Source organism: Pseudomonas sp. NPDC087612, from assembly GCF_044743505.1.
In the GTDB taxonomy this organism is placed as follows: Bacteria; Pseudomonadota; Gammaproteobacteria; order Pseudomonadales; family Pseudomonadaceae; genus Aquipseudomonas.
The window spans coordinates 15,402-41,052 of sequence record NZ_JBIUWO010000016.1 but is presented as its reverse complement, the minus strand read 5'-3'; the positions used below and the strand labels follow the sequence as shown (position 1 = coordinate 41,052).

26 protein-coding genes and 1 pseudogene are annotated in these 25,651 nt (G+C 55.1%); 14 read left to right on the top strand and 13 right to left on the bottom strand.

The genetic code is table 11. The features are described 5' to 3' along the window. Nucleotides 1–316: 316 nt before the first annotated feature. Complete coding sequence (locus tag ACIOVF_RS26375) at nucleotides 317–1,042, bottom strand: hypothetical protein (protein WP_401293729.1); 726 nt, start codon at nucleotides 1,040–1,042, stop codon at nucleotides 317–319. Nucleotides 1,043–1,094: 52 nt separating this feature from the next. Further along, a complete protein-coding gene (locus ACIOVF_RS26370) occupies nucleotides 1,095–1,673 on the bottom strand; it encodes a GPO family capsid scaffolding protein (protein ID WP_401293726.1) in 579 nt (192 codons plus the stop codon). Between the two features lie 127 nt (nucleotides 1,674–1,800). On the opposite strand from ACIOVF_RS26370, the gene ACIOVF_RS26365 reads away from it, so the two are divergent. Together ACIOVF_RS26365 and ACIOVF_RS26360 are read left to right on the top strand one after the other, a co-directional pair. Beyond that, nucleotides 1,801–2,058, top strand: a complete 258-nt coding sequence (locus ACIOVF_RS26365; protein ID WP_353228873.1) for an ogr/Delta-like zinc finger family protein — start codon at nucleotides 1,801–1,803, stop codon at nucleotides 2,056–2,058. Next, nucleotides 2,055–2,267 (top strand): hypothetical protein, encoded by a 213-nt coding sequence (locus ACIOVF_RS26360; protein ID WP_401293722.1) that lies wholly within the window; start codon nucleotides 2,055–2,057, stop codon nucleotides 2,265–2,267. The genes ACIOVF_RS26365 and ACIOVF_RS26360 overlap by 4 nt, the downstream gene beginning before the upstream one ends. 430 nt (nucleotides 2,268–2,697) lie before the next feature. Here the strand turns inward: ACIOVF_RS26360 and ACIOVF_RS26355 are convergent, their stop codons facing one another. The 7 genes from ACIOVF_RS26355 to ACIOVF_RS26325 all read right to left on the bottom strand — a co-directional run bounded on the left by ACIOVF_RS26355 (nucleotide 2,698) and on the right by ACIOVF_RS26325 (nucleotide 9,506). After that, complete coding sequence (locus ACIOVF_RS26355; protein WP_401293719.1) at nucleotides 2,698–4,470, bottom strand: DUF927 domain-containing protein; 1,773 nt, start codon at nucleotides 4,468–4,470, stop codon at nucleotides 2,698–2,700. Then, complete coding sequence (locus ACIOVF_RS26350; RefSeq protein ID WP_401293716.1) at nucleotides 4,467–5,480, bottom strand: toprim domain-containing protein; 1,014 nt, start codon at nucleotides 5,478–5,480, stop codon at nucleotides 4,467–4,469. The genes ACIOVF_RS26355 and ACIOVF_RS26350 overlap by 4 nt, the downstream gene beginning before the upstream one ends. Nucleotides 5,481–5,696: 216 nt before the next feature. Next, complete coding sequence (locus ACIOVF_RS26345; protein WP_401293713.1) at nucleotides 5,697–6,317, bottom strand: hypothetical protein; 621 nt, start codon at nucleotides 6,315–6,317, stop codon at nucleotides 5,697–5,699. Between the two features lie 99 nt (nucleotides 6,318–6,416). Beyond that, nucleotides 6,417–6,641: a hypothetical protein gene (locus ACIOVF_RS26340; protein ID WP_401293710.1), complete on the bottom strand. Its 225-nt coding sequence runs from the start codon at nucleotides 6,639–6,641 to the stop codon at nucleotides 6,417–6,419. Further along, entirely contained in the window at nucleotides 6,638–6,916 is a 279-nt protein-coding gene (locus ACIOVF_RS26335; RefSeq protein ID WP_401293707.1) for a hypothetical protein, read from the bottom strand. Before ACIOVF_RS26335 ends, ACIOVF_RS26340 begins: the two co-directional genes overlap by 4 nt. A 468-nt stretch (nucleotides 6,917–7,384) precedes the next feature. After that, the gene (locus tag ACIOVF_RS26330; protein WP_401293704.1) at nucleotides 7,385–7,600 is read right to left on the bottom strand and encodes a helix-turn-helix transcriptional regulator; all 216 of its coding nucleotides are present in this window, start codon (nucleotides 7,598–7,600) and stop codon (nucleotides 7,385–7,387) included. A gap of 484 nt (nucleotides 7,601–8,084) precedes the next feature. Further along, nucleotides 8,085–9,506, bottom strand: coding sequence for an integrase (locus ACIOVF_RS26325; RefSeq protein ID WP_401293701.1), 1,422 nt, complete (start codon nucleotides 9,504–9,506; stop codon nucleotides 8,085–8,087). 323 nt (nucleotides 9,507–9,829) lie between these two features. Here ACIOVF_RS26325 and ACIOVF_RS26320 point away from each other — a divergent pair, with 323 nt between their 5' ends. From ACIOVF_RS26320 to ACIOVF_RS26305, 4 genes are all read left to right on the top strand, one after another. Beyond that, entirely contained in the window at nucleotides 9,830–10,921 is a 1,092-nt protein-coding gene (locus ACIOVF_RS26320; RefSeq protein ID WP_401293699.1) for a site-specific integrase, read from the top strand. Between the two features lie 207 nt (nucleotides 10,922–11,128). Then, nucleotides 11,129–11,347: a DNA-binding protein gene (locus ACIOVF_RS26315; RefSeq protein WP_401293696.1), complete on the top strand. Its 219-nt coding sequence runs from the start codon at nucleotides 11,129–11,131 to the stop codon at nucleotides 11,345–11,347. Between the two features lie 916 nt (nucleotides 11,348–12,263). Beyond that, nucleotides 12,264–12,506 carry a TraK family protein gene (locus ACIOVF_RS26310; protein WP_401293693.1) on the top strand — a complete coding sequence of 81 codons (243 nt, stop codon included), beginning with the start codon at nucleotides 12,264–12,266 and terminating at the stop codon, nucleotides 12,504–12,506. Nucleotides 12,507–12,809: 303 nt separating this feature from the next. Then, entirely contained in the window at nucleotides 12,810–12,980 is a 171-nt protein-coding gene (locus ACIOVF_RS26305; RefSeq protein ID WP_401293690.1) for a plasmid mobilization protein, read from the top strand. A gap of 433 nt (nucleotides 12,981–13,413) precedes the next feature. On the opposite strand, the gene ACIOVF_RS26300 is transcribed toward ACIOVF_RS26305, so the two are convergent. The 3 genes from ACIOVF_RS26300 to ACIOVF_RS26290 are packed head-to-tail and all read right to left on the bottom strand — an operon-like array spanning nucleotide 13,414 to nucleotide 16,609. Continuing rightward, the gene (locus ACIOVF_RS26300) at nucleotides 13,414–13,680 is read right to left on the bottom strand and encodes a hypothetical protein (RefSeq protein WP_401293687.1); all 267 of its coding nucleotides are present in this window, start codon (nucleotides 13,678–13,680) and stop codon (nucleotides 13,414–13,416) included. 56 nt (nucleotides 13,681–13,736) lie between these two features. Continuing rightward, nucleotides 13,737–14,813: a BsuBI/PstI family type II restriction endonuclease gene (locus tag ACIOVF_RS26295; RefSeq protein ID WP_401293684.1), complete on the bottom strand. Its 1,077-nt coding sequence runs from the start codon at nucleotides 14,811–14,813 to the stop codon at nucleotides 13,737–13,739. Then, the gene (locus tag ACIOVF_RS26290) at nucleotides 14,813–16,609 is read right to left on the bottom strand and encodes a class I SAM-dependent DNA methyltransferase (protein WP_401293791.1); all 1,797 of its coding nucleotides are present in this window, start codon (nucleotides 16,607–16,609) and stop codon (nucleotides 14,813–14,815) included. The genes ACIOVF_RS26295 and ACIOVF_RS26290 overlap by 1 nt, the downstream gene beginning before the upstream one ends. 699 nt (nucleotides 16,610–17,308) lie before the next feature. On the opposite strand from ACIOVF_RS26290, the gene ACIOVF_RS26285 reads away from it, so the two are divergent. The 3 genes from ACIOVF_RS26285 to ACIOVF_RS26275 are packed head-to-tail and all read left to right on the top strand — an operon-like array spanning nucleotide 17,309 to nucleotide 20,434. Next, on the top strand, nucleotides 17,309–18,484 hold the full coding sequence (locus ACIOVF_RS26285; protein WP_401293681.1) for a DUF262 domain-containing protein: 1,176 nt from the start codon (nucleotides 17,309–17,311) through the stop codon (nucleotides 18,482–18,484). Then, complete coding sequence (locus ACIOVF_RS26280; protein ID WP_401293678.1) at nucleotides 18,477–19,550, top strand: DUF3696 domain-containing protein; 1,074 nt, start codon at nucleotides 18,477–18,479, stop codon at nucleotides 19,548–19,550. Before ACIOVF_RS26285 ends, ACIOVF_RS26280 begins: the two co-directional genes overlap by 8 nt. Nucleotides 19,551–19,561: 11 nt before the next feature. After that, nucleotides 19,562–20,434, top strand: coding sequence for a hypothetical protein (locus ACIOVF_RS26275; protein WP_401293675.1), 873 nt, complete (start codon nucleotides 19,562–19,564; stop codon nucleotides 20,432–20,434). Between the two features lie 549 nt (nucleotides 20,435–20,983). On the opposite strand, the gene ACIOVF_RS26270 is transcribed toward ACIOVF_RS26275, so the two are convergent. Next, nucleotides 20,984–21,772 carry a helix-turn-helix domain-containing protein gene (locus ACIOVF_RS26270; RefSeq protein ID WP_045199254.1) on the bottom strand — a complete coding sequence of 263 codons (789 nt, stop codon included), beginning with the start codon at nucleotides 21,770–21,772 and terminating at the stop codon, nucleotides 20,984–20,986. Between the two features lie 93 nt (nucleotides 21,773–21,865). Between ACIOVF_RS26270 and panB the strand changes: the two genes are divergently transcribed. The 5 genes and pseudogenes from panB (at nucleotide 21,866) to ACIOVF_RS26245 (ending at nucleotide 25,644) form a co-directional block, all read left to right on the top strand. Next, nucleotides 21,866–22,684 carry a 3-methyl-2-oxobutanoate hydroxymethyltransferase gene (gene panB / locus ACIOVF_RS26265; RefSeq protein ID WP_401293672.1) on the top strand — a complete coding sequence of 273 codons (819 nt, stop codon included), beginning with the start codon at nucleotides 21,866–21,868 and terminating at the stop codon, nucleotides 22,682–22,684. 92 nt (nucleotides 22,685–22,776) lie between these two features. Continuing rightward, nucleotides 22,777–23,238: an Lrp/AsnC family transcriptional regulator gene (locus ACIOVF_RS26260; protein ID WP_038998420.1), complete on the top strand. Its 462-nt coding sequence runs from the start codon at nucleotides 22,777–22,779 to the stop codon at nucleotides 23,236–23,238. A 67-nt stretch (nucleotides 23,239–23,305) separates the two neighbouring features. Continuing rightward, a pseudogene (locus ACIOVF_RS26255) lies at nucleotides 23,306–23,419 on the top strand (toxin); the annotation flags it as partial. 67 nt (nucleotides 23,420–23,486) lie between these two features. Then, nucleotides 23,487–23,801: a DNA-binding transcriptional regulator gene (locus tag ACIOVF_RS26250; protein WP_045199246.1), complete on the top strand. Its 315-nt coding sequence runs from the start codon at nucleotides 23,487–23,489 to the stop codon at nucleotides 23,799–23,801. 160 nt (nucleotides 23,802–23,961) lie between these two features. Next, the gene (locus ACIOVF_RS26245; RefSeq protein WP_045199243.1) at nucleotides 23,962–25,644 is read left to right on the top strand and encodes an NAD(P)/FAD-dependent oxidoreductase; all 1,683 of its coding nucleotides are present in this window, start codon (nucleotides 23,962–23,964) and stop codon (nucleotides 25,642–25,644) included. Nucleotides 25,645–25,651 lie beyond the last annotated feature (7 nt).

Below are 25,651 nucleotides of genomic sequence, written 5' to 3'. Positions count from 1 at the left end.
CCGCGCTCTACGGCATTAGACCCAATGGCAATAGGGGTGCGCCCGGATTTTTCCAGAATGCACCGCTCAATTTTGGCGGTGCTATTTCTGCTGTATTGGACGCAGGGGAAAAGCCTGTCCCCCAGCAACCGCAAGGCTTTCCGGCTTAATAGAAGGGCTTTGGCGGTTTCACTCACCTGCACGGCAGGGCTGATTGCGGGGCCGCTGAATGTGGATCAAAGGACGCTGCGAAAAATCCGCAAAACCCACCGAGGCCAATTGCGCGGCCCCGGCAGCTACCGCGTGAGCCGCTTTGCTCGCCAAGCGGGGGGTAGGGTCAGGATTTCGCGTGCTGGAATTGCAGTTTGTGCAGCGCAGAAGGTGATTTCACCACTGCCTCTTTCGCTAAGGCAGTAGGAATAGTGGCCAAGGCTGGCGGTACCGCATCAACCTCTGCCCCATCAAAGATACTTTCCAGTTCTTTCCTGAAATACCTCCAGATAAGCTCATCTGTCTTTGCCTTTCTCTCGCGCTGGCCATTACAGGAACTCAAAACAATTTCGTTCGCCTCAAGATCGCGGAGACATAACGCCCTGGACAAAATGAAAGCGTTCAACAACTCATCGCGCAGACCATCGCGAGCGAGGATTTGTTCAAGCTGGCCTTGCCAGTAATCTTTATTGATAGCTCCCGGCTCTCTGACAATCGCCATGCGCGCCTTTGCTGCACGCAAGATCAAATTGTTTTCAAGCTCGGCACGCGCCTCAACAGTGGCACGCATGGTTTTCGCTTCTTTCCTGAGTTTCTCGGCCCGTTCAATTTCTTCATTAACTTTTGGCTGATCAATATCACCCGTTGCTGCGAGCCTTTTCCAGGACGCATCAGTACGGCTAGCTTGCCCCTCAAGCTCAGCAGCCTTTTGTAGCAGACGTTGGGTTTCTTGTGTTACTTCCGCAAGCTTATTTTGCAAATCGACATACACAGCTTTATCAGCCTCAAAGCAAGTTAAGCGATGTTGCAACTCAGGTGTAAGATTCCCGATGTCAATGGTTTGGGTATTCATATGATTTTTCCTAAATTATTTGGAGATTTGAAGCCCCCAGGTGCGGCCGTGGCTAGAGCAGTCGCTTGGCGGGCTTGGCTTGGTACTTACGCTGTTTGAAGGCCCTCACCTGAACGCTCACTTCCTGCCTAACGCGCTTCAAGCTTGTAGCCAACGCCTTGCTCATGGGAGCGGGACGCATCGGCACGGCCTTGGTGTGATACGTGGCTGTATTGGCTTTCCTGGAGAAAAAGAGTTCCTGAGTTCCGAGACTCGCGGGCTCATCAGTGACAGCGAGGCCAGTCATATACGCCCGACCAGACCCAGCAAAGTTTGGCGTTATCTCGACGCTGGAAAACAATTTCTCTCCATCGCTATTCAACTGGAGCAAACGGGCGTTTGGCTTAATCTGCACCTCTAATGCTACCTGGCCTTTTGCAAGCTCAGGATCATTATCAATTAAGCGCACTGAATAAACCGTGCCATGCGCACCATTGCCTCGTTGGTGATCCACCCAAATAACGGCGGTGTATTTTGATGGCGTATAAGTTTCCGCACAGTCACGCAAGTCCTGCGCTTTGATTTCTCGCCCGTCAGCAGTCGGCCCACTGGTGGCGACACGCTTCCAGGAAGTTACAAGTGATCGGGGCATTAAGAGCCTCACTAAGCGAAGGTGAAAATATAAAAAGTGCAACTGCCGCGAAGATGCGCAACATGCCGCACCAGCATGTTAATATTACCACAACCAGACAACTATCCGTCCTTTTGAGGCGCAACCAATGCGGGTTTATTGTGGGGCCTGTGGAAAAAAGGCACGTATCTCTAGAACTGAAGAAGTGTCACCAACCTATACAAAACTTTATTGCATCTGCCTTGAGCCGCTCTGCGGGCATAGTTTTGTATCGGAGTTCAGTTTCTCGCATACACTAAAGCCTTCAAAATTCAATCCAGTAGAAAAGACAACACTTGATCGAATTTTGCGGCTCACCGAAGAACAGCAAAGACAGGTCTTGCAGCAGTTGGATTTATTGACATGAGCAGCGCTGTACCAGGTGTGCTGACCTTCCAGGACCTACAGCACGTTACAGGTTATCAACGGCGCTCTGATGTGGAGCGCTCATTAATAGACCAGGGCGTGCGGATATTTCGTGGTCGCTGTGGACCCTGGACAACCATCGACTTAATTAATCGGGCGGGAGGTATCAAACCGGACAGCGATGATAAGTATGGGGCAGACATCATTTGAGGCCAGACGGCAACGGCTCAAAAGCGGCTCGCCAAGGGGGCGGGGGGTCGAGGTCGGCGGCTTGCCTCAACCCCACCACCTGGCGCGCAAAACACTCGCCTAGATCAACATTCTAGATTTCCGTCAACAAAAACCACCGACACCCCCTATTTACCGCGTCTGATTTCAAAAAAACGGGGAACACGGGATTTTCGGGAAACCCCTTCTAGAATGCGGCCTCCAGAGCACTTTTCTGTTCCCGCACTTTTTTGACCGGGAACAAAATGGATGGGACGTACCCTATTAAACAGAGTTGTGTTCCCATGTTCCCACTCTTGTGTTTTAAATGGGAACGCCAGAAGCCCCGTATTCTCTGGCCGTTCCCGGTGTTCCCGGTGTTCCCGATCAAAAACGGCTCTGCGCTCATGCCTGACGGGGGGGCTCGGCCGGCTTACCCCTCTTTCTCTAGCCTATCGGGGTCAATCACGTAAAAACGGGAATTCCCGCCACCTGGCGTGCGGCGCTTTTTCGTCCACCGATTGTCTTCACTATCCATTTGCACCAAGGCTTCCACGCCGATCAAGGCGCGTACTATTCGAGCCTGGCTAAATCCTGACGCTGCCTCTTTAAGACCAGGTGGATTGAACAAATAAAGACGCTTGTCGGAATCAACTTGGTAATAACCAGCACGTTCACGAACAGTTACATTGGCATGTTCGGCGTAAATGTCTGAGAAACGGCTGTCACTGTGCAGGGCGATAAATTCGCTAATACCACTAAGTATCTGACGATCCTCTGCACTACCGTCACCCATCGTTTGCAGCCATTCGTTGAACAACGTTTGGCAACCCTTGATGGCAGTCCCTTTCGGCCAGTTCAGCAGCTTGCGACGAATAGCCGACTCACCAGCAAGCGCCATGATTGCGAACCGATCCGCCACCCGGCCAGCCTGCGAACTTTCGGTGGCAAAGGCTTCCCGCACTTGCCGGAATGCGCTATGCAGGTCTTCAGGGTGCTGGATCAGCGACTCCACAAACGCCGGACCAACGTGCCCGTAGTGCTGGGTGACGGCATCGCTCACGACCCGGTGAAACTCTTGCCCCGTCAGCCCCTGTACGTCATCAAAGGCGCGGTGTGTGCGAGTGCCTGCATTGACATCCACCATGCGCAGCTCGGCCCCAGCGTGGGCATTGCTGCCACCGATGGCCGCGTGATCCGACAATGAGCGCTCCCCGCTGGACAACGCCAGGACGCGCCACGTCAGCTTGGCGCGCCCCTCCCGCTCCCTGGTCATGGTGCCTTTGCCCATGCCGTTGGCGATGGCATACGCCATTTCCTGAACCCGCTTGGGGTCAGCTCGCTTGATTTCGTCCAGGATCAGGACGGTGTCATTGCGCGATGCTGCCTCGATCTCAATGCCGCCCTTCGATACGTCCCAGGACGCCGCGAACGCCCCAGGATTGCCCCACACGGACGCTGCGAGGAGCTGGGCAAGCGATTTACCACTCGACGAATCACCCACCAGGTGCACACCGCCTCCATTCACCCCCACCTTGGCGAGCAAAGGGCCCGCCAGGGCACAGCAGACCGACAGGATCAACACGGGGTTGCCCACGCACCGGGCGGCAATTTCGGTCTTCCAGCCGTCTATCGTGCCCTTGCTGTTGAAGATGTTGGCCGCCCTGCCAGAATCCTGGAAACGCACGTTGTCGCCGCCAATGACGCGAGACGGCAGCACAAACGCCCCCGACTCGTGCCAACCCGGCTTGCTGGTGGTAGCGATCACCAGCTCAGGTGACTGGTGGCTGGCCAAGTAGGGCACGATCTGGCGGCGCTGGTGGTGCTCGATGACCAGGCCGCGACTCAGCAACACCTTCAATACCTCATCACCCTTCCCGCCCAGTGCCTCCATCGGCATGACCCATTCGATACGCCGCCCCCGGTGAGTGAACGACAGCAAGCGGCCAATGGCTCCATCCTCTGAATTAATCGTTTCAGCTTCCACATTTAAGGGCGCACAGATCCAGTGATCGACCGGAATGGCCTTCTCATCAGGCCCGCTTTGCTTCAAGCCGTGATACCAGGTGCCAGCCTTGTAGAATTTGCCCTCCACGGTGCAAGGATGCTCGTAAACGGCGTAGCGGGGCCGTTCCAGCTTTTCGGATGCAGGTGCTTGTAGCTCACCCACCAGGCTCAAGGCCGGAGGTTTTTCGTATGTGCTCATGGTTTACCGCTCTTCTTGGGTTGACCTGCCAGCCAGAGGTGCAGGTCGTTGAAATCGGATAGGTCGGACGGGGCTTCAGCAGGCCACTCGGGGAAGACCACCCGCGCATCAGCAGCGCGGGCGGCTTGGTTGGCAGCACGCTTGCCCGGATTGCCCGGCGTACTGCGGTCATCATCACCGGCCACCACTAGGTCAAGCGTGGCGCCGTAGCGCTCACGCATGGCCACGGCTACTGCCTTGAGGTTTCCGGCGTTCATCGCACAGACCACCGGACACCCGGTGGTTTGGTGCAGCGTGGCACCTGTGGCCCAGCCCTCGCACACATACAGGCGGCACCCCTCGGAGAGCTTGCCCAGGGGCGAATAGCAGCCCTGGACACGCCCTCCCATCAGAAAGCGCTTGCTGCCGTCCGGCGTGATGATTTGCAGGTTCACTAAGCGCCCGTTGTCACAGAGCGGTACCACCAACCGCCCCTGCCCCAACTGACGTACCAGGTACGGCTTTACCCCCTTGCCCAACAGGTAGGTGTGCATGGGGTCAGCAGGCTTGGCCACTTTCCAGAGCTGTGCGGCTTCACGGGCTGCCTGGAGCTGTTTTTCCTCCTGGAGCTGTTGCTCACGCAGACGCCAGGAAACGCGTTCACGTTCGGCCTCCTGGTGGCGTTCCTGGAGCTGCCGCGCATCGGCAGCCGACAGCTTGAACAGACCAAGGCCCAGGCGCTCATCCACTTCCTTGGCCGCGTCCAGCTGGCCACATCCGCGCAGATAGGCCAGCAGCGATACCAGGTCGCCGCCATGGGCACCGCTGTCAGCAAAGTCATTCCACCGGCCATTGTCTAGCGACACGCCGAAGGAACCGGCTTGCCGATCCCCGCGAGCGATGTTTGCGGCCACCCATTCGCGGCCTTTGCGCTTGCCTTCCGGCAGCCACTCCGGCAGCAGCGTTTCCGCTGCATTCAGGGCGAATCGGGCTGCATGGCGGATCAAGTCAACAGGGCTTGGCTTCTTCATGATTTCCGTGCTCCCTGCTTGGCTTTGCGTCGGGTCAAGTAGCGATCCACCTCTTTCACGTTCCAGCGCACCGTGTGCCCGAGGCGAACGGGGGCAGGGAAAGATGGGGCTTTTGTCCAACGCCACCAGGTAGAACGGCTGATTTGGTATCGCGTCCACAGTTGCTTGGCCGAAGCGAAAACAGGCTCAGGGCGAGCGCGGGGTTTGACGGGCGCTTTATTGGTCATGGCGCAGCCCTCCCACATGGTCGGTGCGCGCGAATGCTTGCCTGTCGTTCAGCATGTAATGGGTGTTCGGCTCAAGACCGTTTTCACCGATATAGCCTGTCGCGGTGCGATAGCGCTGCGCCTGGCTATCCCAGTACCTCAGGCGGATTTCACCCTGCTCACCGGCACAAACCGTGCCCCCGACTCCAGCACTCGCCGTGCCCTGCGCACCGACAGAGGCAGCACCGTAATCACCGGCAGTAGCCAACCCCAAACGCCCAGCAGTGGCAATGCCGCAAGTCAGGACAGAGGCCACGCCACAATCCCCAACGGTGGCACGCCCCCACTCTCCAGCACTGGCAGTCCCGAACATTCCAGCCAACGCGGAGCCCCTGTCCCCGACCATTGCCGTTCCGCTTTCGCCTGTCGCGGCAGTGCCACTTTCCCCGGCAATTGCGGTGCCGTAATCGCCCGCCTGGACGCTTTCCTGGTCGCCAACTTGGCGGTATGTCCGAACGGGCTTCACATACCCGTCTTGAGCGCCTTGCTTGTCCAGGTGCAGCACATCAGAAGCTTTTTTTAGGCAAGCCGAACCCGTAAGCGCATCACTGCGCTCTTGAAAAGTGTTCATCTCAATCGTCCCGTAATGAGGGGAGGAAGGTCACAGGGCGGATACGCCTGTCACCCCTTCGCATCGGCTCACATCAGTGGTGGCCGGTGCCTCTGGTCATCAGCCAGCCTGCTGCAACCGCGGCGGCGGTAGCGCTTCGACGGCAGACTCAATTACCAGCGAAATATCCTCACCGATCCGCTCCAGGAACGAGGCGATCATTTCAGGGGTATAGGTGGAAGACCCCCGCACCTCACCGAACAAGATGCTCAGTAGATTGATGGATTCTTGGGCACGGCGGAGATTGTAAAACTCGTCTTCAGACAGGCTGTAGGGACGGTTCATTGGACACCCCCAGCTTTCAGGACGCGGACGTTGTCCTGGTGCGCATCGAAGCGCTCATTCAAACGCTTGGTATGGGTTGTGAGCGTTTCGCGGTAGTCGCCTGCCAGGTACTGGGCAATGTCGGCCAGGCGCTCGGCGTGATGGTCATTCCCATCGGCAAGTGTGCGCTTGATGACCCAGCTCAGGGAGTCGAGCCAGTCCAGGTAAGTGGAGGCGGTCTCCAGCTCGCTGATGGCCTCTACGGCAATAGCGTTGAGGATTTGCGGCTTGTTCATTGCGCACCCCCTTGGGCTTCCAGGGCGCGAACAATGTCCATGTGAGCGTTGTAGCGTTTGAGGCGTACAGAGAGAGATGAGTTTGCGCGGAGGGCGCTCAAGGCCATTCGACGGTGAGCGAGTGCGCGAATTGCGGGCGAAATAAGGGCGGTCATCGGTGGTGCTCCGTTTGCGTCGTTGGAGCTGCCACAGTTCGCCGTCAAACGAATAATGGTGGCAGCTGTGCGCAGGTTGACGGACCGGGGCAAACGGAACCCGGCAGGCCGCGAGGCCTCCCACGCACAGCCACCATAAACAGGATATGCGGGCACAAAAAAAAGCGCCTGCAATCGATATGGGGGCGCCTGTGCGCCGTTTACTGATCGGGCCGTCAAACCCGGTCGCTGAATTGGCAGCGACAGACGAACGATAGCGGCGCACGCGTGACTTTGCAACCCTGGATTGGGTCGCGGTGTGAATCGGCATGGCTCACCCCTTCCTGTTGGTCAGGAAGGCGTCTACGGCCTCAGCATCCCAGCGCAGGACGCGACCTGCACGGATCGGCACGGGGAAGTTGTCAGCTTTCGTCCAGCGCCAAAAGGTGGTGCGGCTGATCTGGTACAGGGTGCAGAGCTGTTCGGTGGTGGCACGGATACCAGCACGCGGAACATTCGGAGCAGGTGCATTGTCAGTGGTGGGCGTCATCGTCGATTTCTCTAAGCGCTAGGGAAAAACCGAGAGGTTGAGCGACGGTTTGAAGGCAGAATGTTGCATAGCCCTATCACTCGCAATACAGTTCCGGCTGGGCCTACAACCCCATGTCGAAATCTCTGTAACCGCTTCACCTCTCGGAACGTGTACTGGTTTGTTCTGGTACGCAGAAGGACGCGGAAACGTCCTTGTCCAATGAGCCCCGGTACGGCAAATACCGGGGCTTTTTCTTGCCTGCAATTCACCAACATGCACGATTTTTTTGCAGCCGAAACCCGCCTCTATCGGGTGTTTCAGAGCAGTTCGTGATGTTCATCCAGTGGCCGCATGGTAGCTACAGATTCTCGACTTATACAAGCCAACGAATTGCGCACTCATGATGCGCAACTGTCTGATTTATAAGTTTTTTATGTCTCACAGAGTGTCACTGATGCTCACCGAGACTCATTGGTACCCAATGTCCCTAAAATAGAAAAACCTACCGTTCGTCGGATTTTTTCCGACGTTTGGTTAGCAACACCACATTGGCAGTTGAATTGCCTTGGGCCAGGCCGTCCAGGTACCGCCCCCATTGCTCCAAGGCGGCACGTTTCTCTGGCAGGTAGCTATACCGGTCATAGTGCTTCGCTTGGACTCCACTCCGACCGTGGGACAGCAGCCAAGCCCGCACCTCGGCGCCGACGCCCAGGTGCGCTAGGAGTGATTCAGCCGTCACGCGGACATTCTTCCAGGTGAAGGCACGGGACTTACCGGCTGCCGAAAGTGATCGACCTGCGTCGATAAACATGGCCGAGACGGTATTCGGATTCGCAGACTTCCCGAGCGTCAGCGAGAAAGGCCCAGGGCCAATGCGGTCATCTAGCAGCGGCTCAAGGATCTGGCCGACGCGCTCGGTGATCGGTAGCAAATGCTCCCAAGCCTGGAGCTTGCGGCCCTTCCCATCCATGAGGCACAGCGTGTCGGCTGTGACGGCCTCCCACGGCACGGTGCATAGTTGGGTGAGGCGTTGACCACCCAGATAAATGGCTGCCTTGGCAATCGCCGCGTGTCTGACGGGCAGTGTGTCGAGGTGCCTCAGAAGCGCTCCCAACTCATCAGGTGTGAGCGACTCGGTATCACCGGCCCCAGTGCCTTGAGTGACAGGAATGTCCCTTACTGGGTTGGACCGGATCGAAAAAACCTTGCCCTCATTGGCTATCCGCTCAGGAGCAAGGTGAGCTTTTGCAGCATGGCTGAAGGCGGCCTGCAGGTAGCGGCGGAGCTTGTCACACGTCGTGCGCATGCCGTTGGCCGATGTCCCCGCTGCCCTATGGCCAATCCCCCGCCCCTTGGGTTTACGACCCAGTACGCCTGCCAGGATGAGCTGTATGTCCTCTGGCTCGATGTCGGCAGCTGCACGGCCTACCAGTTCCGAATGGTAGGCCTTCACATGCAGCCGAAACATGTTGTCGATTTCCTTGGCGCTTACCCTGCCCTCTGCCACCATTTTGCTCACGTAGCTATCCAGCAGCTCACCAAAGGTGCCGCGCCGCGCCAAAGCCTCCGCCTGGCGCTGTAGCCGAAGCCTCTCCATCTCCATGGCTGCGCTATGCTCTGCAAGCTGCTCCAGGTACTTCCCAATACCGCCTGCGGCTCCCACCTCCCCAGCAAGGCGCATGGCATCAGACCTCAGCTCATCTAACGTGCGCTCGCCTGTTCCTGTTCGGGGCTTGCGGGCCAGCGTGCCGAGCGGCAGGCGCTGATCGCTGGTGGGTGTTCTCTCCCGGTAGTAGGCGTTAATGGCACCGGATGCCTTGCGCTCCAGGAGCAACGTTCCTTTGCCCCTTGAGCCGACTGGCTCTGATTTCCTGGTCTTAACCGCATGAGCCTCCAGGTCGGTCAACCTTGCACGTTTTGCCATTGCCTTCCCCGTTCCTTCCCCGTTTCGGACGAAAAACTAGGGTACTGACTGAAACGCCGGAAAACAAAGGAACCCCGAAGAACACTGTTTTACCTGGATTTTTCGGCACACCGCGAATGGTCGGAGACAACGAGAAACCCCACCTTAGCTCGCTCATAATCCTTTGGTCCACGGTTCGAGTCCGTGTGGGCCCACCATACTCAAAGCCGCGCACTGCGCGGCTTTCGTGTTTTTGGCGGAACCACCTCAGATACAGTCCTATGGTCTAAAGGTACAAATTAGGTACAGTGCGGCTTCGCTTGCACGCCTTTGGAGTCCTTCAGATGGCCACAATCGTCAAAACCCCTGCTGGCACCTGGAAGGCCGTTATCCGCAAGACCGGATGGCCGACCAACGCCAAAACCTTCCGCACTAAACGCGACGCTGAGGATTGGTCACGACGCACCGAAGACGAGATGGTGCGCGGTGTTTACATCCAGCGCAGCGGCTCTGAGCGCATGACGCTGGAAATAGCGCTCAAGCGCTACTTGACCGACATTACACCCACAAAGAAGCCTACGACTCAACGCGGCGAGATCTCCAAGGCTAAAAAGCTAACGGAGCATCTGGGCAAGTATTCTCTCGCAGCCCTTTCCGCTGAAACCATTGCCAACTATCGCGACAAGCGCCTTAACGAGCCAGGCCGCGCAGGCACGACCAGCAACAACACCGTTCGCCTGGAGCTGGCTCTACTGAGCCACGTTTTCACGGTCGCTATCCAGGAGTGGGGGCTCGGCCTGACGTTTAACCCCGTGTTGAATATACGCAAGCCAAGCCCCGGGGAGGGTCGCAATCGTAGGCTCTCGCCGGATGAAGAACGACGGCTGTTCGCAGAGGTGAATCGGCACAGCAATCCAATGCTTGGGTGGATCGTTGGCATCGCTCTGGAAACTGGTATGCGCTCAGGTGAAATCGCGTCGCTACGCAGACCTCAGGTGGATACAGAGCGACGCATCGTAAGACTCGTTGACACAAAAAATGATGGTCAACGAACTGTGCCACTGAGCAAACGAGCGACTGCGCTTTTCAGAGCCGCGATGATGAATCCCGCTCGCCCTAGCGATTGCAACCTGGTGTTCTTTGGTGAACCTGGGAAGGATGGGAAACGTCGCCCCTACGCATTCACAAAAATCTGGGGGCTACTGATCAAGAAGCTACAGCTATCCGACTTCAGATTTCACGACTTGAGGCATGAGGCGGTAAGCCGCCTTGTGGAGGGCGGTCTCTCCGACCAAGAGGTATCGAGCATCAGCGGCCACAAATCAATGCAAATGTTGAAGAGATATACGCACTTACGGTCCGAGGATCTAGTTGCCAGGCTAGATAGCATGTCAAAAAGAAAGAAAAGTTTAGCTAAACCCCCAAAGGCAGTTTAGCTAAACTACTAGATCTTTGTATCGCGACCCGACAACTGACAATAAAATTTAGCCGCTAAAAAAAACACAACTCTGGAAAAAATTAACCAAACAACCAAAAGGCACTATAGCTAAACTTTTTCACTGTCAAGCGGAGTTTGAAAAAACCCTTTTAAAAATTGCGTTAGGTGTCATAGGATATCCGAAATTAAGCGGAGGACACCTAACATGACCACGGAAGAATACATACGCAACTTATTCTCTGGGGCTCCACTTTTGTCCCTTGAGCAGCTTGCAGAGGTATTACATAGAAGCAAGGACGGCCTGAGGATCAGCCTGAGTGGCGACAATGAGGTATCGAGAAAATTTCTTCCTTGCAAGGTCAGAATTGGCAGGAGGATTTACTTTAGAACCGCAGATGTAGCAAAGGTTCTCGAGCAGGGCTGACAAAGATGTCTATATCCCTAATTGTAAAAAGGAAGGTATCCAGTCATTTCACAATTATTCCTAACGATGTAATAAGTGACCAAAACCTGAGTTGGAAATCGTTAGGGCTATTGGTGAAATTGCTTTCTCTACCCCCAGGCTATCCGTATCTGACAATGGAATCGCTATCCAAGAAAAATGGCACTGGTGCAGCCGCAACCAGGAGCGGACTGCAAGAGCTTGAGACCGCAGGCTATTTGAGAATCGAGCGCACCCACGACTCCCGAGGTCGATTCGCAAAGACGGTGTGGCATATCTCTGACGAACCGTCTGAAAGGGCCGACTCTGCACCATATTGTGAAAACCCAAACGTGGATAAACCGAAGACGGATCAGCCGCAGCCGGACAAACAAGCACATATAAATACTAAACAAACAATAAAACTAAAAAATAAAAAAACTACTACGTCACCCGACCCAGCCCCGGCTGTCGGGGATCCTCCGCTACGGTTGACGGCATTGGTCTCCGCGGAAACCAGGAGCCAAATTTTCAAGGCGCTGGAGCAGGTTGCGCCCGTTGACCAGCAGCGGATGCTGAACGAGCTGTCAGCTGCAATCAAAGCAGGATCGATCAAAACCACAGCGATCAGGTGGTTCCACGGAGTGATCAAGCGCTACCGAGACGGCAGTTACAACTTCAAGGACCAATCATCTTCATGGGAGCCAGCGAGTGCCGATAACGCGCCTCCCAGGACCCCGACAGCAAGTCCGAAAGAAAGCCCCTCAACTGTCAAGAACGAGAATCGATCTACCGTAGGAAAGGAATATTTAAAGAAGTTAAAGATAAACAGGCCTAGCTCTGGCTTATCACCAGTTCGGATTTTGACAATTGAGGGGCCAGACCCTAGCTCTGAGACATAGTCGTCCAGGAGATTGAAATGAAGCCACTTACAGTACGGATCGCGGAACGAGTAGCTGCAACCTATCCGCCCTCAAGCCCTGTTACCAACTTGGCCAAGTTCATCCTGCTACGCGAGGATATTCTGCAAGCGATTGAAGGTGGTTGGTCTTTGTTAGGAATATGGACGACCTTGCATGATGAGGGATCTATCGACTTTGGCTATCAAGCGTTTCGTCGCTACGCCAAGAAATTGCTACCCGTACACTGCGATGCTCAATAGCTATTGCACACTGTTGCTGAACCGAACAATCGTTGCCCAGGCGTTCAATAGTCGATCACTGCCGTTGTTTCAGCGTTCAACTCATAACTTAACGCTGTAGCAACCCTATTGTTTACCCGAGATCACTGCTGACACTCATGCCAGCCATACGAATATTCAGGGCAAGACAGGTGAAGTTAGCTAACCGACAAGTCGGCTATCTAATTTCACTCTCGCGTATTCGCGCCTTCGGCGCTCAATGCTGTCTTGCTCTGCGAGGCAGTCGCTGCCGCGACTCTGTGAACACCAAAGAGAGGTCAGACTATGAACCGCAATGAAGCTGAGAGAGGCACACGTAAACACGGAAAGCATTTACGTGTGCCGGTATTACCGAGTGAGGAGCCAACCATTAAAGAAAACGCATCCAAGGCGAGCCTGACGGTCGCTGAGTACCTGCGGCGCCTGAGAGTCGGCATGAGATTACAAGCACGCTGAACTCCCAGTATGTAGCCCAGATCGTAAAGATCAACGCTGACCAAGGCCGCCTCGGGGGGCTTCTGAAGCTATGGCTAACCGATGACGCCAAATTGACGGCCTGCGGTATTCCGCTAACCTCAGGCATGGTAGGAGCGCTGCTGAAGCGCATTGAGGCCAATCAAGCCGAAGTGCTTCGGTTAGTTCAGGTACTGAAATTTTAGCGGCTAAAGAAGTCGAGCCTTCGCTTCTGGAGTCCCTATGAAAAAATGGAAGAAACAGCAGTAAATTTTCGCGCTATTCAGCGCCCTGCCATACGCTAAAATCTACTAAAAAACGAAGCGGCCAAAAGAATCCCGGGTTGACCGCTTCAGCCCCTAGACGTGAGCACGGCATATGCTCAGTTAAGACCGATATGTTAGCGCTCCTGCAACCAAGCGCGAAGACCATTCAATTAGTTATCAGGAGCGAGATAAATCAATGAGCGCCATACTGTTATATCAGCACTATGACTCTCGCGCTGCGTAGTGGGCTGAACTCGCCCTGTTTTTTCAATTAAACCGTCCGCACGAGCCCGGCGCATAATGCCCCCCAAGGCGCGCGCCTCAAGCGGCTTCTCAAGACCTGTCGCCCAGATATCATCTGGGGTGAGCTCTTGCTGCCGCTCAGCCACCTGACGCACAGCTTGATAGGCTAGTTCCTTCCAAACGTTATCTGCCACATCGCCTCCAATGCTTTTTATGAAAATAACTTGCTAGCAGCGTCGCGCGACTACTGCTAATCAGCAAGGAGCTGGCTTAATCCCGATAGCCTACCAACCCCATCCCGCAGCATGAATATCTTGTCGGGCTCACTCATAAACCATGCGAAAGAGCCCCAGGCCAGACCGGTTACAGTCTTCTTGAAGCCAGCTGACTCCCGATCTGCATACGCAGTGACAAAGGCTACTTGCGACCGCTTAAAACCGCCTTTATCAGTCAATTCGAAAAGGGCGTCTTGTCGACGCGCGGTGACCGCTCCATCAGTGGCAACCACCTCAACAAAGACAATCAGGGGATCAGTTGGCCCCAGGTCCACTAAAATTAGATCTGGCAAATTCTTTTGCGCTTCAATGTCTAACCCGATGGTGGATGCCATACGCAGATCCTGCATGGCAACTTTATTACTCGATTCGCTAAGCCACAGCACCGCTGGCCGCTCTAGGAAACTCTTAGCGAAAACTTCTACAACTGCTCGCGAAATCATCGAGCTAGGGCCGTAGGAAAGTGTACGAGTCTCTCCATTTGGGAAGTGGACCATCACACCTTCTTTGTCGACAGCACCAAGACGCATCAAAGAAACCCTTGCCAGCGCTCCTTTGTTTAGATGCTCCTCTTGCCATTTCAAAATGGCAGACTCCAATACGCTCCCCTGGAGGGCAGGATTAAACAATGCTGCCAGATCAGACTTGAGCGCGTAGCGCGGTTTACCAGAGGTGGTAGGAACCTCTCTGTCTTCCATAACCGCCCCGACAGCCACCAATCCCTCACGAAGTGTCTCATCACGGATTGGCTCACGGGTATTGTCGGCATACCACCGCTTACCAGGAATCTCGAATGACTTCTTTCGTAAATTGGATCTGTAGCTGAGACGCCCTTCCTCACTTTCATCCTGAGCCTGAAGGTCGGTCATGCGGTAAACATGTACAGGTCCCAACCGGGTGCTGCTTCGCTCCACAGCCCCAATGTACAACATTGCAAAAACCGTGCTGGCAGCCAGCTCACGGGTACAGTAGACCCGATTCGGGGTTCCCTCAGGGAAAATCAGCAGCAGCCTCTCAGCGACCAGTTCCCTTGATACATAAGGTGGCAGCACTACAAATTCCCTTCAAATAAACGATCACATGCCGCCTCGATAGCTTCACGAGGGGCACCCGCGACAACCAACTGAGCAACTTCCTCAAGATCCTCAGGCGCAGGCAAAGGTAGTGACTCTAATTCATAGGCCGATACAGCTACTGATCCGCTGACACAGCGAAACGCGCGATCTGCGGCAGCACTGTTTATGAATGCGCCCAACACTTCGGCGCAGACTTGAGGCGTTTCGGTAATCGGACGAATCATATTGATATGGTTCTCGATCACTACACCACCATGCGTCGCTAGAAAGTCAGCAGGGAGCGCGGTAGCAATCAGACGACGGCTCTGCTCTTTCGCGGTGGTTCTTTGGAGCAAAACGCAGGGCTTAGTGGTTACAAGCCAATCGTCGCCGGGTTTCAGCTCGAAGTACGGAGCATGATTTTTCTTATCCGCGCGAAACACGAATCGTCCATCAGCTGTAATCGCTTCTGCCCAGATCAATGGAAGCCGCTTGCTGCTCGGACGATGCGCAAGCTGGGTCTTGAAGCGGTTCCACACCAGCGGGCCTGTGCTAACCCCATACCCCCAATCAACCAAACGGTGAGGCATATGCGTCAAACGATCGACCAGAGCACTTTGCTCGGTTGTACGCGGTAACAGCCAAGGCAACGATGGATCGGCTGGAAGGGCGATTTCGCCTGTTTGTTCCGCCCTCAAACCACATGGTGAGGGAGCGATTTCGGCAACCGCAATCAGTGAGCTTGCCCCTCCGCGTCGATAGGTCGCCAAAGCAGTTTCTTGCAGCACATCGTCGAAAACACCTTTACGGGCAGTGACGAAGTCAATGCTAAGCGGAGGCGCTGAACGTCCCAGCAAAGCGCGTAAGTTCTTGAAGTACACGCCTGCCAGGAATGACGTCGGGGTAACGTATGCAATGACACCGCCAAGCTTTGTGTGACGAAGTGCCAAGTCAGTAAATAGCCCGTAGAGGTTTGCATGCCCATAAAGCGAGCGTTTGTAGCGCTCGCGGGTCTCAGCATCTAGCTTGGCTCGCCCATATGGCGGATTACCGATCACCAAATCAAAGCGATCTTTCGGCGGACTACGGCGCAGCGAGTCACAGACCGTCACCATCACGGGCAGCTTGCGTCCGGCCAACCTAGTCACGGGCAGAACCACTGCATCCAAAGTAACCTGACTGAGCCAGGCCCCAAATGGATCGATTTCGTAACCACGTAAACGATTGCCGATGCTCTGTATCAACAGCTTAGGACTGCAATTTTTTTGCTCGGCCATGATTCGCTGAGCAATAGGAGCCAAGAATGCACCACCACCGCAAGCTGGATCGAGCACACGACATTTCGCCCAATCCACATTCGCAGCTGTTACTTGGTCGATCAGTCTCGCTGTCAACGCTGGGGGGGTATAGAAAATGCCGAACTCACCGCGATGCTCGACCGGGAGCATGCTGGTGTAAGTAAGACCAATTTGGTAAGCAGCTGTCTCAGCATCAAAGGCCGCAGCTGCACGACCAATAGTGTCTGCGAGAGCTATTGCGGCATCGGGGAGCATTTCCGTGGGGAGCGCCTGCAGCGGCAACCGCAGCTCTTGAGGGACAATGTCATTGGTGGTGAGACCACACCACCACGCTTCAACCAGGCGAACCCCAAACGCACGCGCTAGGGTCAATTGGCGGTCAGCTGGAAAGGTACTGGCCAAAGCTCGGGCCATGGCTCTAGCAGAGCCTAAGGCCTGGATTGAGGCATCCCCTGTCTCTTGGGTTACCTTCTGCGCCTCTGTTGCCTGTGCCATGCGAGCCATATGTCCCCCTTTTTTGCGGGCCGTGATTCTACAGGAATCTGATCGTCCACTGATCGGCGCCGCGTAATATTGCGTAATTAAGTGATACCTGACAATCACCCGCACGTCACTCAGGAGCTCAGACGTGATCAGGTCCTAGCCAGGAGAGCTGCTTGAGCTTGTGGCGGCAGTCTTGTAACGAGCCTGCCAGCATGACTCTCAATCATAACTGTACAAATATACAGTACGGGAAAATTGAATCGAGTCTCTTTACACATCCCCTTTAGGGACAGTTGCGATTCGGTATCATCGGGGGATGCTGGTGGTGGTTCATGCCACTACCTCTCAACGATCTGCGTCAGGGTTTCAGCATATGCGCTTCCCCTGCAAATTAGCCCCTTGCTCAGGCGGCTCGGCACCTGTCCACGGCTAAGTGTTCAAAAAACTTGGCGATATGAGGCGAAAGGCGTTACGAATGGAATCTCTACCCCCGAAGCTACCCCTGCCTGGGACAGCCCGTATCGAGCTCCATGAGTCTTGAGGGCGCCCTGGGAGGCTTCAACTACCCACCCGGCGCATGCTCAAATACATACAGGCGATGTAGTGACAGACCTGTTATTGGTTAGAATAGAGGGTCATGCGTGTGAACACCCTGAAGGGCAGCGTAAACTGTACAACGCCGGACAATATTAAACATTATAGGATTCACCAATGGCTGTGATTCAAGAAGATCTTGCAGAGGAAGGAGTAGGTTCAGGAGTTGAGAGTGAGCCGGAAGAGGAACAGTTCCAGACCGGTGAGCCCTTTGACCCCGCCTCAATATCTCTTTCGTCTAAAATTATTGCCTTAGACACAGTACTTAGACGAATTCGTAACCGAACCATCCAGCTAGCACCCGACTTCCAAAGGAATTTCGTGTGGGACATCAAGCGTAAAAGCCTGCTCATAGAGTCAATGATGTTGCGCATTCCACTTCCGATGTTCTATGTATCGGAGGATAAAGATGGTCGCTGGGAGGTTGTTGATGGCCTCCAACGTTTAAACACTATAAAAGACTTCATTCTTGGCGAGGATGATGACGGCAAAGGCTTCAAGCTAAAAGGCCTAGAATTTTGGAGCGCCTCGTTCGACGGAAAAGACTTCTACACAATTGAAAATAAAATTAAAGCAGCACGAGTAATTAATAACATAATGGAAGCTGAGCTTTCATTCACAATCATCAATCCAGACACACCAGAAAAAGTAAAACGCAATATATTCAAACGAATCAACACTGGAGGCATGCGCCTTTCTAATCAAGAAATTCGGCACGCACTGTACCAAGGCGAGGCCTCCGATCTATTGAGAGATCTTGTCCAAGACCCCATATACAAAAAGGTATTAGGCAAAACTGTCAAAGACGACCGAATGGCCGGAAGAGAACTAGTACTTCGTTTTGTATCGTTCTACTTGAGGAATAAATCTGAATTCACTGGCGACATGGATGAATTTCTCGCCGACACAATGAGACACATTAACAAGGAATGCACAATAGAGGTCAGAACACCTTATAATAGATCAAACCTAACTGAAGCATTCAGAAAAGCACTAACTAGAAGTCATGAGCTTTTTGGCGAACATGCATTCAGGAGATCCACAGGAACCTCGAGAAAAACCCCTATCAATAAATCTTTATTTGAAGTATGGATGGTTCTGCTTGCACGATTAAAAACAAGCACCTATGAAAACATACTACAATTCAAAACAACATTCCTCAAAGAATATGATGAAACATTGAAGGACGACGACTTCTCAGAAGCCATTGGCAAATACGGGAGTGAACCGTCCGGAGTCAGGGACAGATACACAAAAATTATAAATCTTCTAAGGGGATACCAAGATGCTTAGCCACCTAGCCATAAAAAACTTTAAATCCTTTGAATTCCAGCAACTGGAGCTTGGAAACTTAACTGTTTTTACAGGATTGAACAATACAGGCAAGAGCACCGCCATCCAAGCATTGAGAATGTGCCTTTCAGAACACACCGCCGGCGGCCCGTACATCACTGGCCTTGGTGGTTACGCCGAACTTCGCTCTCGACAAGCTGGCACTACTGAAGAAATACAAGTTGGGGCGCTTACCGAAGACGGCAGAGAAATTTCGCTATCTATTTCAAAAAATTCCTTCGACCACATCGGCAAGGAATTGGCCCCGCTAACACAGTTCATCTCAGCAGATAGGTTTGGTCCAAGAGTCGGATTACCCACTATTGGAGACGATATATCTTCACTCTCTATAGGACAGAACGGTGAGTACTCTGCACACTTCGCAGCGCTCATGGAAGGATGTATCATTCCAGACGCCCTTAGGCATCCGGATGCGCAAGGGAATACTCTTAAGGCTCAACTTAATTGGTGGATGAGCGATATCGCTCCAGGGATACGATTAGACTATGGCGTTCAAGAAAAATTTGATATGTCCCACCTATCAGTGGACGGTTTCCGCCCTACAAACTCTGGTTACGGCATTAGTTATGCGCTTCCTTTAGTTCTCGGTCTTCTTACTATGCCTGCGAGCCTGGTGGACGACTCTGATCCACGGGTATCGCACTGGTTCCGGCGCATATCAGATTCTGGAGCATGTCTAATTTTAGAAAATCCTGAAGCCCATTTGCATCCTCGAGGCCAAACAGGTTTAGGCGTACTGGCCGCCATGGCCGCATTTTCCGGCGTCCAAGTTATTATCGAAACTCATAGCGATCACGTTCTCGATGGGATTAGACTAGCGGCCAAAACAAAGCAGAACATCTTATCACACCAAATAAAGATTTATTTCTTTACAAAGAATTCATCCCAATCAACTATCGCCGAGCAGGTAACTCTCAGACCCGACGGAAAACTTGATCGTTGGCCGGATGGTTTCTTTGACCAACACGCAAAAAACCTTAGAGCATTAGTATCGGGGAAGGCTTGATGGATTTTTTCATGGATGAACAAGCTATCGCAAGCAGCCTAGAAAACTTACCAGGCAATATACAAGCATTCAAGGCTATCGCTGAAGCGCTGGATGAAATTACGTCTAACGAAGAACTCAGCCTTCATTGCATTCATGATTACCACTCATTCAACCACAACGGAGAAACATTCGCCAACCTCCTTTATGCCCATTATGCTGATGGTGATTATCGTGACGCCATCTTGATGTTTGACATCGCTGCTCAGAAGGCTTCTAGCCTGCAAGATGGACGACCACTGGAAACAGGCAATATAGAATTGGCAAGAGCCAATATCGGGGGATGCGTATCTACTGTAGATCATCGAGCCATGGAATGGTGGCAGGAAGAAACTATGTGCCTAGTCAACAACTTGACAAGTTTGACTTCCGCCACGCGTAGACTATTCATAAAAATGAACCTGCTTACAGAGCAGCTTGAGAGGCTGAGCTCGATTATGTTTCCCAACGTTCATTTTCATGCGGACATTGACAGCTTGAAACGAATGGGCCTTTCGTATCGAGACCATACCGAAACAATTATCGACCACCTATCTTACCTGAATGATCATGCCACAATCGATTTTAGCAATGACCTGCCGGCTCACATTATCCAGTTAGCAGCAAGTAAAGGAATAGATATTTCCCCTGAAAGCCCTAATACCCATGCCAATGCTCAAGCTATGAGCAGAAGAAAAATTGATATCAATGGCACACCTCTAGTGTGCGAGTGGCATTCAAAGATAACTTACAATAAAGGCAGAATTCACTTTCATGCTCGGCCAAGCACACATCATGAAAACATATTGAAGGTGAGCAAATCCAAAGTAATCGTTGGAATAATTGCAGAGCACTTACCAACGTAACATCATGTTTTCCCATAGAAACTTTGGAAAGCACTAGTTTCTTCGATGGGGAAGTGCTACGCGCTGCCCCTACACAAACTCCTAGCTATGCGCTTCTACTCTTGATCTTTCAGAACATGGACTGAATTGTCCAATTCTGGAACAGACCTCGGTGCTGAAGTGCAGCCTCCGACCTACTGAGTTTTCAGCTTCCGCAGCAGCTCAGATTTTGAATCCATCGATGATGCTTTGGCGCCTAGCTTTATCAGTAATGCCCAAGGGGAGCGATGTGGTGTGGCATCGTGACTTCCGTTGATACTGGGAAGTCCACCTATCCTAGGAATCAGTACAATCACGGTACAGTGGCTAGCTTGACCTAGCTACTCCAAACTACGCCCAATACCACGTTATACAGGGCGTCTAGCTGTGCTAGGCTTCGCTTAGCTTTGGGTGCTTTTGTTAGCCATAACGGTTAGTCCAGCAACTCATAATCCCTTGGTCGCAGGTTCGAGTCCTGCTGGGCCCACCAAACAAAAAACCGCGCATGGCGCGGTTTTTTTGTGCCCGCTGTCAGCTGCGCAATTCTGCCGCCCACAAGCCCGGGGTCTTGCCGTAGTGACGCTGGAACAAGGCGATGAACGCCGACACCGAGTCGTAGCCCAGCTCATTGGCCAGCGCCGTGACGCTCATGCCTTGCGCCAGCAACGGCAAGGCCGCCAACAGGCGCAAGCGTTGGCGCCATTCCCTGAACGACAACTGCGTCTGGGCCTGGAACAACCGCACCAGGGTGCGCCGCGAAGCCCCCACCTGCTGCGCCCAGTCTTCAATGCTGCGGTTGTCGGCCGGGTTGGCCTGCAAGGCTTCGCTGATTCGGCGCAGGCGCGGATCACTGGGCAGCGGCAGGCCGAACGGCGCTTCGGGCAGTTCGCGCAACTCATCGACCAGCACCTGCAACAGCCGCGCCTGGGCGCCTTGGGCAGGGTATTGCGGTGCAAAGCTGTTGGCCTTGGCGATCAGCTCGCGTACCAGCGGCGTGACTTGCACCACACCGCAAGGACGCTGGTAGCCATTGAGCAGCGAGTCATCCAGGTACAGCCCGCGAAACTCGATGGTCTGGTCGCTGTAGGCGGTGTGCTCGACCCCCGCCGGTATCCACAACGCACATTGCGGCGGCAGTAGGTAGCTGTGCTGCTCGGTGACCACTTGCATGATCCCGGCGCTGGCGTAGGTGAACTGCACCCAGGGGTGTCTGTGCATTTGCACGCGATGGCCGGCCGGAATAGCAAACATGCGCCGGTAAACCGGCCCCGGCAGTTGCTGGAAGTCCGGCAACGGCGGTACTTCACTGCTTTGTCTCATTGGCGGCAATGCCTGTCTCCTTTGCTCAAGTGAGCCGACGAAGGCCGATGGTAGCCTGCGCCCGGCTTCGTTGAACAACCCAAGGAGAGACCGATGAGCAGCCATGTGCGTGAAAACCGTTTGAGCGTGCCCGCCATCCAGCAACGCAAGGGCGCTGGCAACCTGGTGGTGCTGACCGCCTACAGCATGCCGATGGCGCGTTGGGTAGATGCCGAAGCCGACGTGATTATCGTCGGCGACTCGGTGGGCATGGTGCTGTATGGCCTGCCCAGCACTTTGGGAGTCAGCCTGGAGATGATGATTGCCCATGGCCAGGCAGTGATGCGCGGCTCCCAGCGCGCTTGCGTGGTCATCGACCTGCCCTTTGGCAGCTATCAGGCCTCACCCGAACAGGCCTTCCTCAGCGCCGCCCGGCTGCTGCGCGAGACAGGTGCCCAGGGCGTCAAGCTTGAGGGCGGTGAAGAGCTGGCCGAGACCGTGGAATTCCTCACCCGCCGTGGGATTCCGGTCATGGCCCATGTCGGCCTGATGCCGCAACAGGTCAACTGCCTGGGAGGTTTCAAGGCCCAGGGCCGCGACGACCAGGGCGCCACCAAAGTGCGCCAGGACGCCCTGGCCATGCAGGCCGCCGGTGCCTTTTCGGTGGTGCTCGAAGGCATCGCCGAACCCCTGGCACGCCGTGTGAGCGAAGAGCTGACAATCCCCACCATCGGCATCGGCGCTTCGCCTGCCTGCGATGGCCAGGTGCTGGTCACCGAGGACCTGCTGGGTTTGTTCGGTGAATACCAACCGCGCTTCGTCAAACGCTTTGCCGACCTTCAGCCGCAGATTGCCCAGGCATTGGCCGCCTATGCCCGGGAAGTACGCGACGGCAGCTTCCCCCAGGCCGAGCACTGCTTCAAGGCGCGCTGAGCACAGACGCCTTGCCCCAGGGTGAGGGCAATGGATAGGCTATCGCGCTTATTCCATGAGCCGCGCAAAGCGGCTCTTGCCAGAGAGTGCCCATGTCCGACAGCCGCCCCGTCGCCCTCGACGAAATCGATCGCCAACTGATCTCGCTGCTGCAGATCAACGCCCGTGAAAGCGTCGCCACGCTCGCCCGGCAACTGGGTATCGCGCGCACCACGGTAACTTCGCGCCTGGCCCGCCTGGAAAAGACCAAGGTCATCAGCGGCTACGGCGTGCGCCTGGGACAGCGCCTGATCGATGGTGGCCTGCAGGCCTATGTCGGGATCAAGGTACAACCGCGTTCGGGCAAGGACGTGGTGCGGCGCCTGAGCGCCATGGGCCAGGTGCAGCAGTTGTGCGCGGTCAGTGGCGAATTCGATTACGTCGCCTGGCTGCGCAGCGACTCGCCCGAGCAACTGGACCAGTTGCTCGACCAGATCGGCAGCGTTGAAGGCGTGGAAAAAACCACCACCTCGATCATCCTCAGCAGCAAGGTGGATCGCGGACAGCCGGTTTGACACACCAGGCAATCATCCCCCCGGATGCATCGCGGCTGCACGTATAGGCTGGTTACAGGCCCGTCGCTTGACGGCAAGGCTTGATAAACACAAACTATACGCAGGTAACGTACAAAGCATGGAAGCACTTTTCGTCGAATTACCGGCCTTTGCGCGCTATCGCAGTGACTACCTGGATGACCTGATCCCTGCGCAACGCCATTCGCTCAAACAGATGCTCGATCTGGAAATCGAAGCGAGGAGATAAAATGAAACGTGATATTTTTTCCGAACTGAACGAAGGCTTCGATGCCCTTGCCCAGGAGCGCCAGGGCAAACTGACCCTGCGCTCGCACAAAGTACAGCTCGCCGAGTTGATGGACGTCTCGGCGGAGGAGCTTGTGGCTATTCGCGAACACCTGAACATGTCTCGCGCGGTATTTGCCATGTACCTGCGCACCAATGCCCGCACCCTGGAAAACTGGGAACAGGGTCGGGCTCGCCCCAATGCCCAGGCAATGACGCTGATTCGCCTGGTAGAAAAATTCCCTGAAACCGTGGAGCACCTGGCTGCGCTGGCCTGACTCGTCATTTAGCCAATCAGTATCGTCAAAATGACTTACATCAAATCATAACGACGACACTCTGCATCTTAATTACGTAACCCCCACCCCCTAAAATGACCGCCAGTGTTTTTTCTATACTCAAGCTCCGCACCCCGCGCAGCGCCTGGCAAGGTCACTTATGAACAAGAACAATCGTCACCCCGCCGACGGCAAGAAACCCATCACCATTTTCGGCCCGGATTTTCCTTTTGCCTTTGACGACTGGATCGAGCACCCGGCCGGCTTGGGTAGCATCCCGGCGGCGCGCCATGGAGAGGAAGTGGCGATTGTCGGTGCCGGTATCGCCGGGCTGGTGGCGGCCTACGAGCTGATGAAGCTGGGCCTCAAGCCTGTGGTCTACGAAGCTTCGAAAATGGGTGGGCGCCTGCGCTCGCAAGCCTTCGAAGGCAGCGACGGGATCATCGCCGAGTTGGGTGGCATGCGCTTTCCGGTGTCGTCGACGGCGTTCTACCACTATGTCGACAAGCTCGGCCTTGAAACCAAGCCCTTTCCCAACCCGCTGACCCCTGCGTCGGGCAGCACGGTAATCGACCTCGAAGGCCAGACCCACTACGCGGAAAAACTCTCCGATTTGCCCAAGTTGTTCCAGGAGGTTGCCGACGCCTGGGCCGATGCCCTGGAAGACGGCGCCCGCTTCGGCGACATCCAGCAAGCCATCCGCGACCGCGATGTGCCGCGCCTCAAGGAGCTGTGGAACACCCTGGTACCGCTGTGGGACGACCGCACCTTCTACGACTTCGTCGCCACCTCAAAAGCCTTCGCCAAGCTCAGCTTCCTGCACCGCGAGGTGTTCGGCCAGGTCGGTTTCGGCACCGGTGGCTGGGACTCGGACTTCCCCAATTCGATGCTGGAAATCTTCCGCGTGGTGATGACCAACTGCGACGATCACCAGCACCTGGTAGTTGGCGGCGTCGAGCAAGTGCCGCTGGGCATCTGGCGCCATGTGCCGGAGCGTTGCGCGCACTGGCCGGCCGGCACCAGCCTCAGCTCGCTACACCGCGGCGCGCCACGTGCCGGGGTGAAAAGCATTGCCCGCGACAGCGACGGGCGCCTGGCGGTAACCGACACCTGGGGCGACACCCGCCACTACGCCGCGGTGCTGACCACCTGCCAGAGCTGGCTGCTGACCACCCAGATCGAGTGCGAAGAATCGCTGTTCTCGCAGAAGATGTGGATGGCCCTGGACCGCACCCGCTACATGCAGTCGTCGAAGACCTTCGTCATGGTCGACCGGCCGTTCTGGAAGGACAAGGATCCAGATACTGGCCGCGACCTGATGAGCATGACCCTGACCGACCGCCTGACCCGCGGCACCTACCTGTTCGACAACGGCGACGACAAGCCGGGGGTGATCTGCCTGTCGTACTCGTGGATGAGCGATGCGCTGAAAATGCTCCCGCACCCAGTGGAAAAGCGCGTCAAGCTGGCCCTCGATGCGCTGAAGAAGATCTACCCGAAAGTCGATATCGCCGGGCACATCATCGGCGACCCGATCACCGTGTCGTGGGAAGCCGACCCGCACTTCCTCGGCGCCTTCAAGGGCGCCCTGCCCGGCCATTACCGCTACAACCAGCGCATGTACGCGCACTTCATGCAGCAGGACATGCCGGCCGAGCAGCGCGGCATCTTCATTGCCGGTGACGATGTGTCGTGGACCCCGGCCTGGGTCGAAGGCGCGGTGCAAACGTCGCTCAATGCGGTGTGGGGTATCATCAATCACTTCGGTGGCCAGACCCACCCGGACAACCCAGGCCCGGGCGACGTATTCAATGAAATCGGCCCGATCGCCCTGGCCGACTGACGGGAGA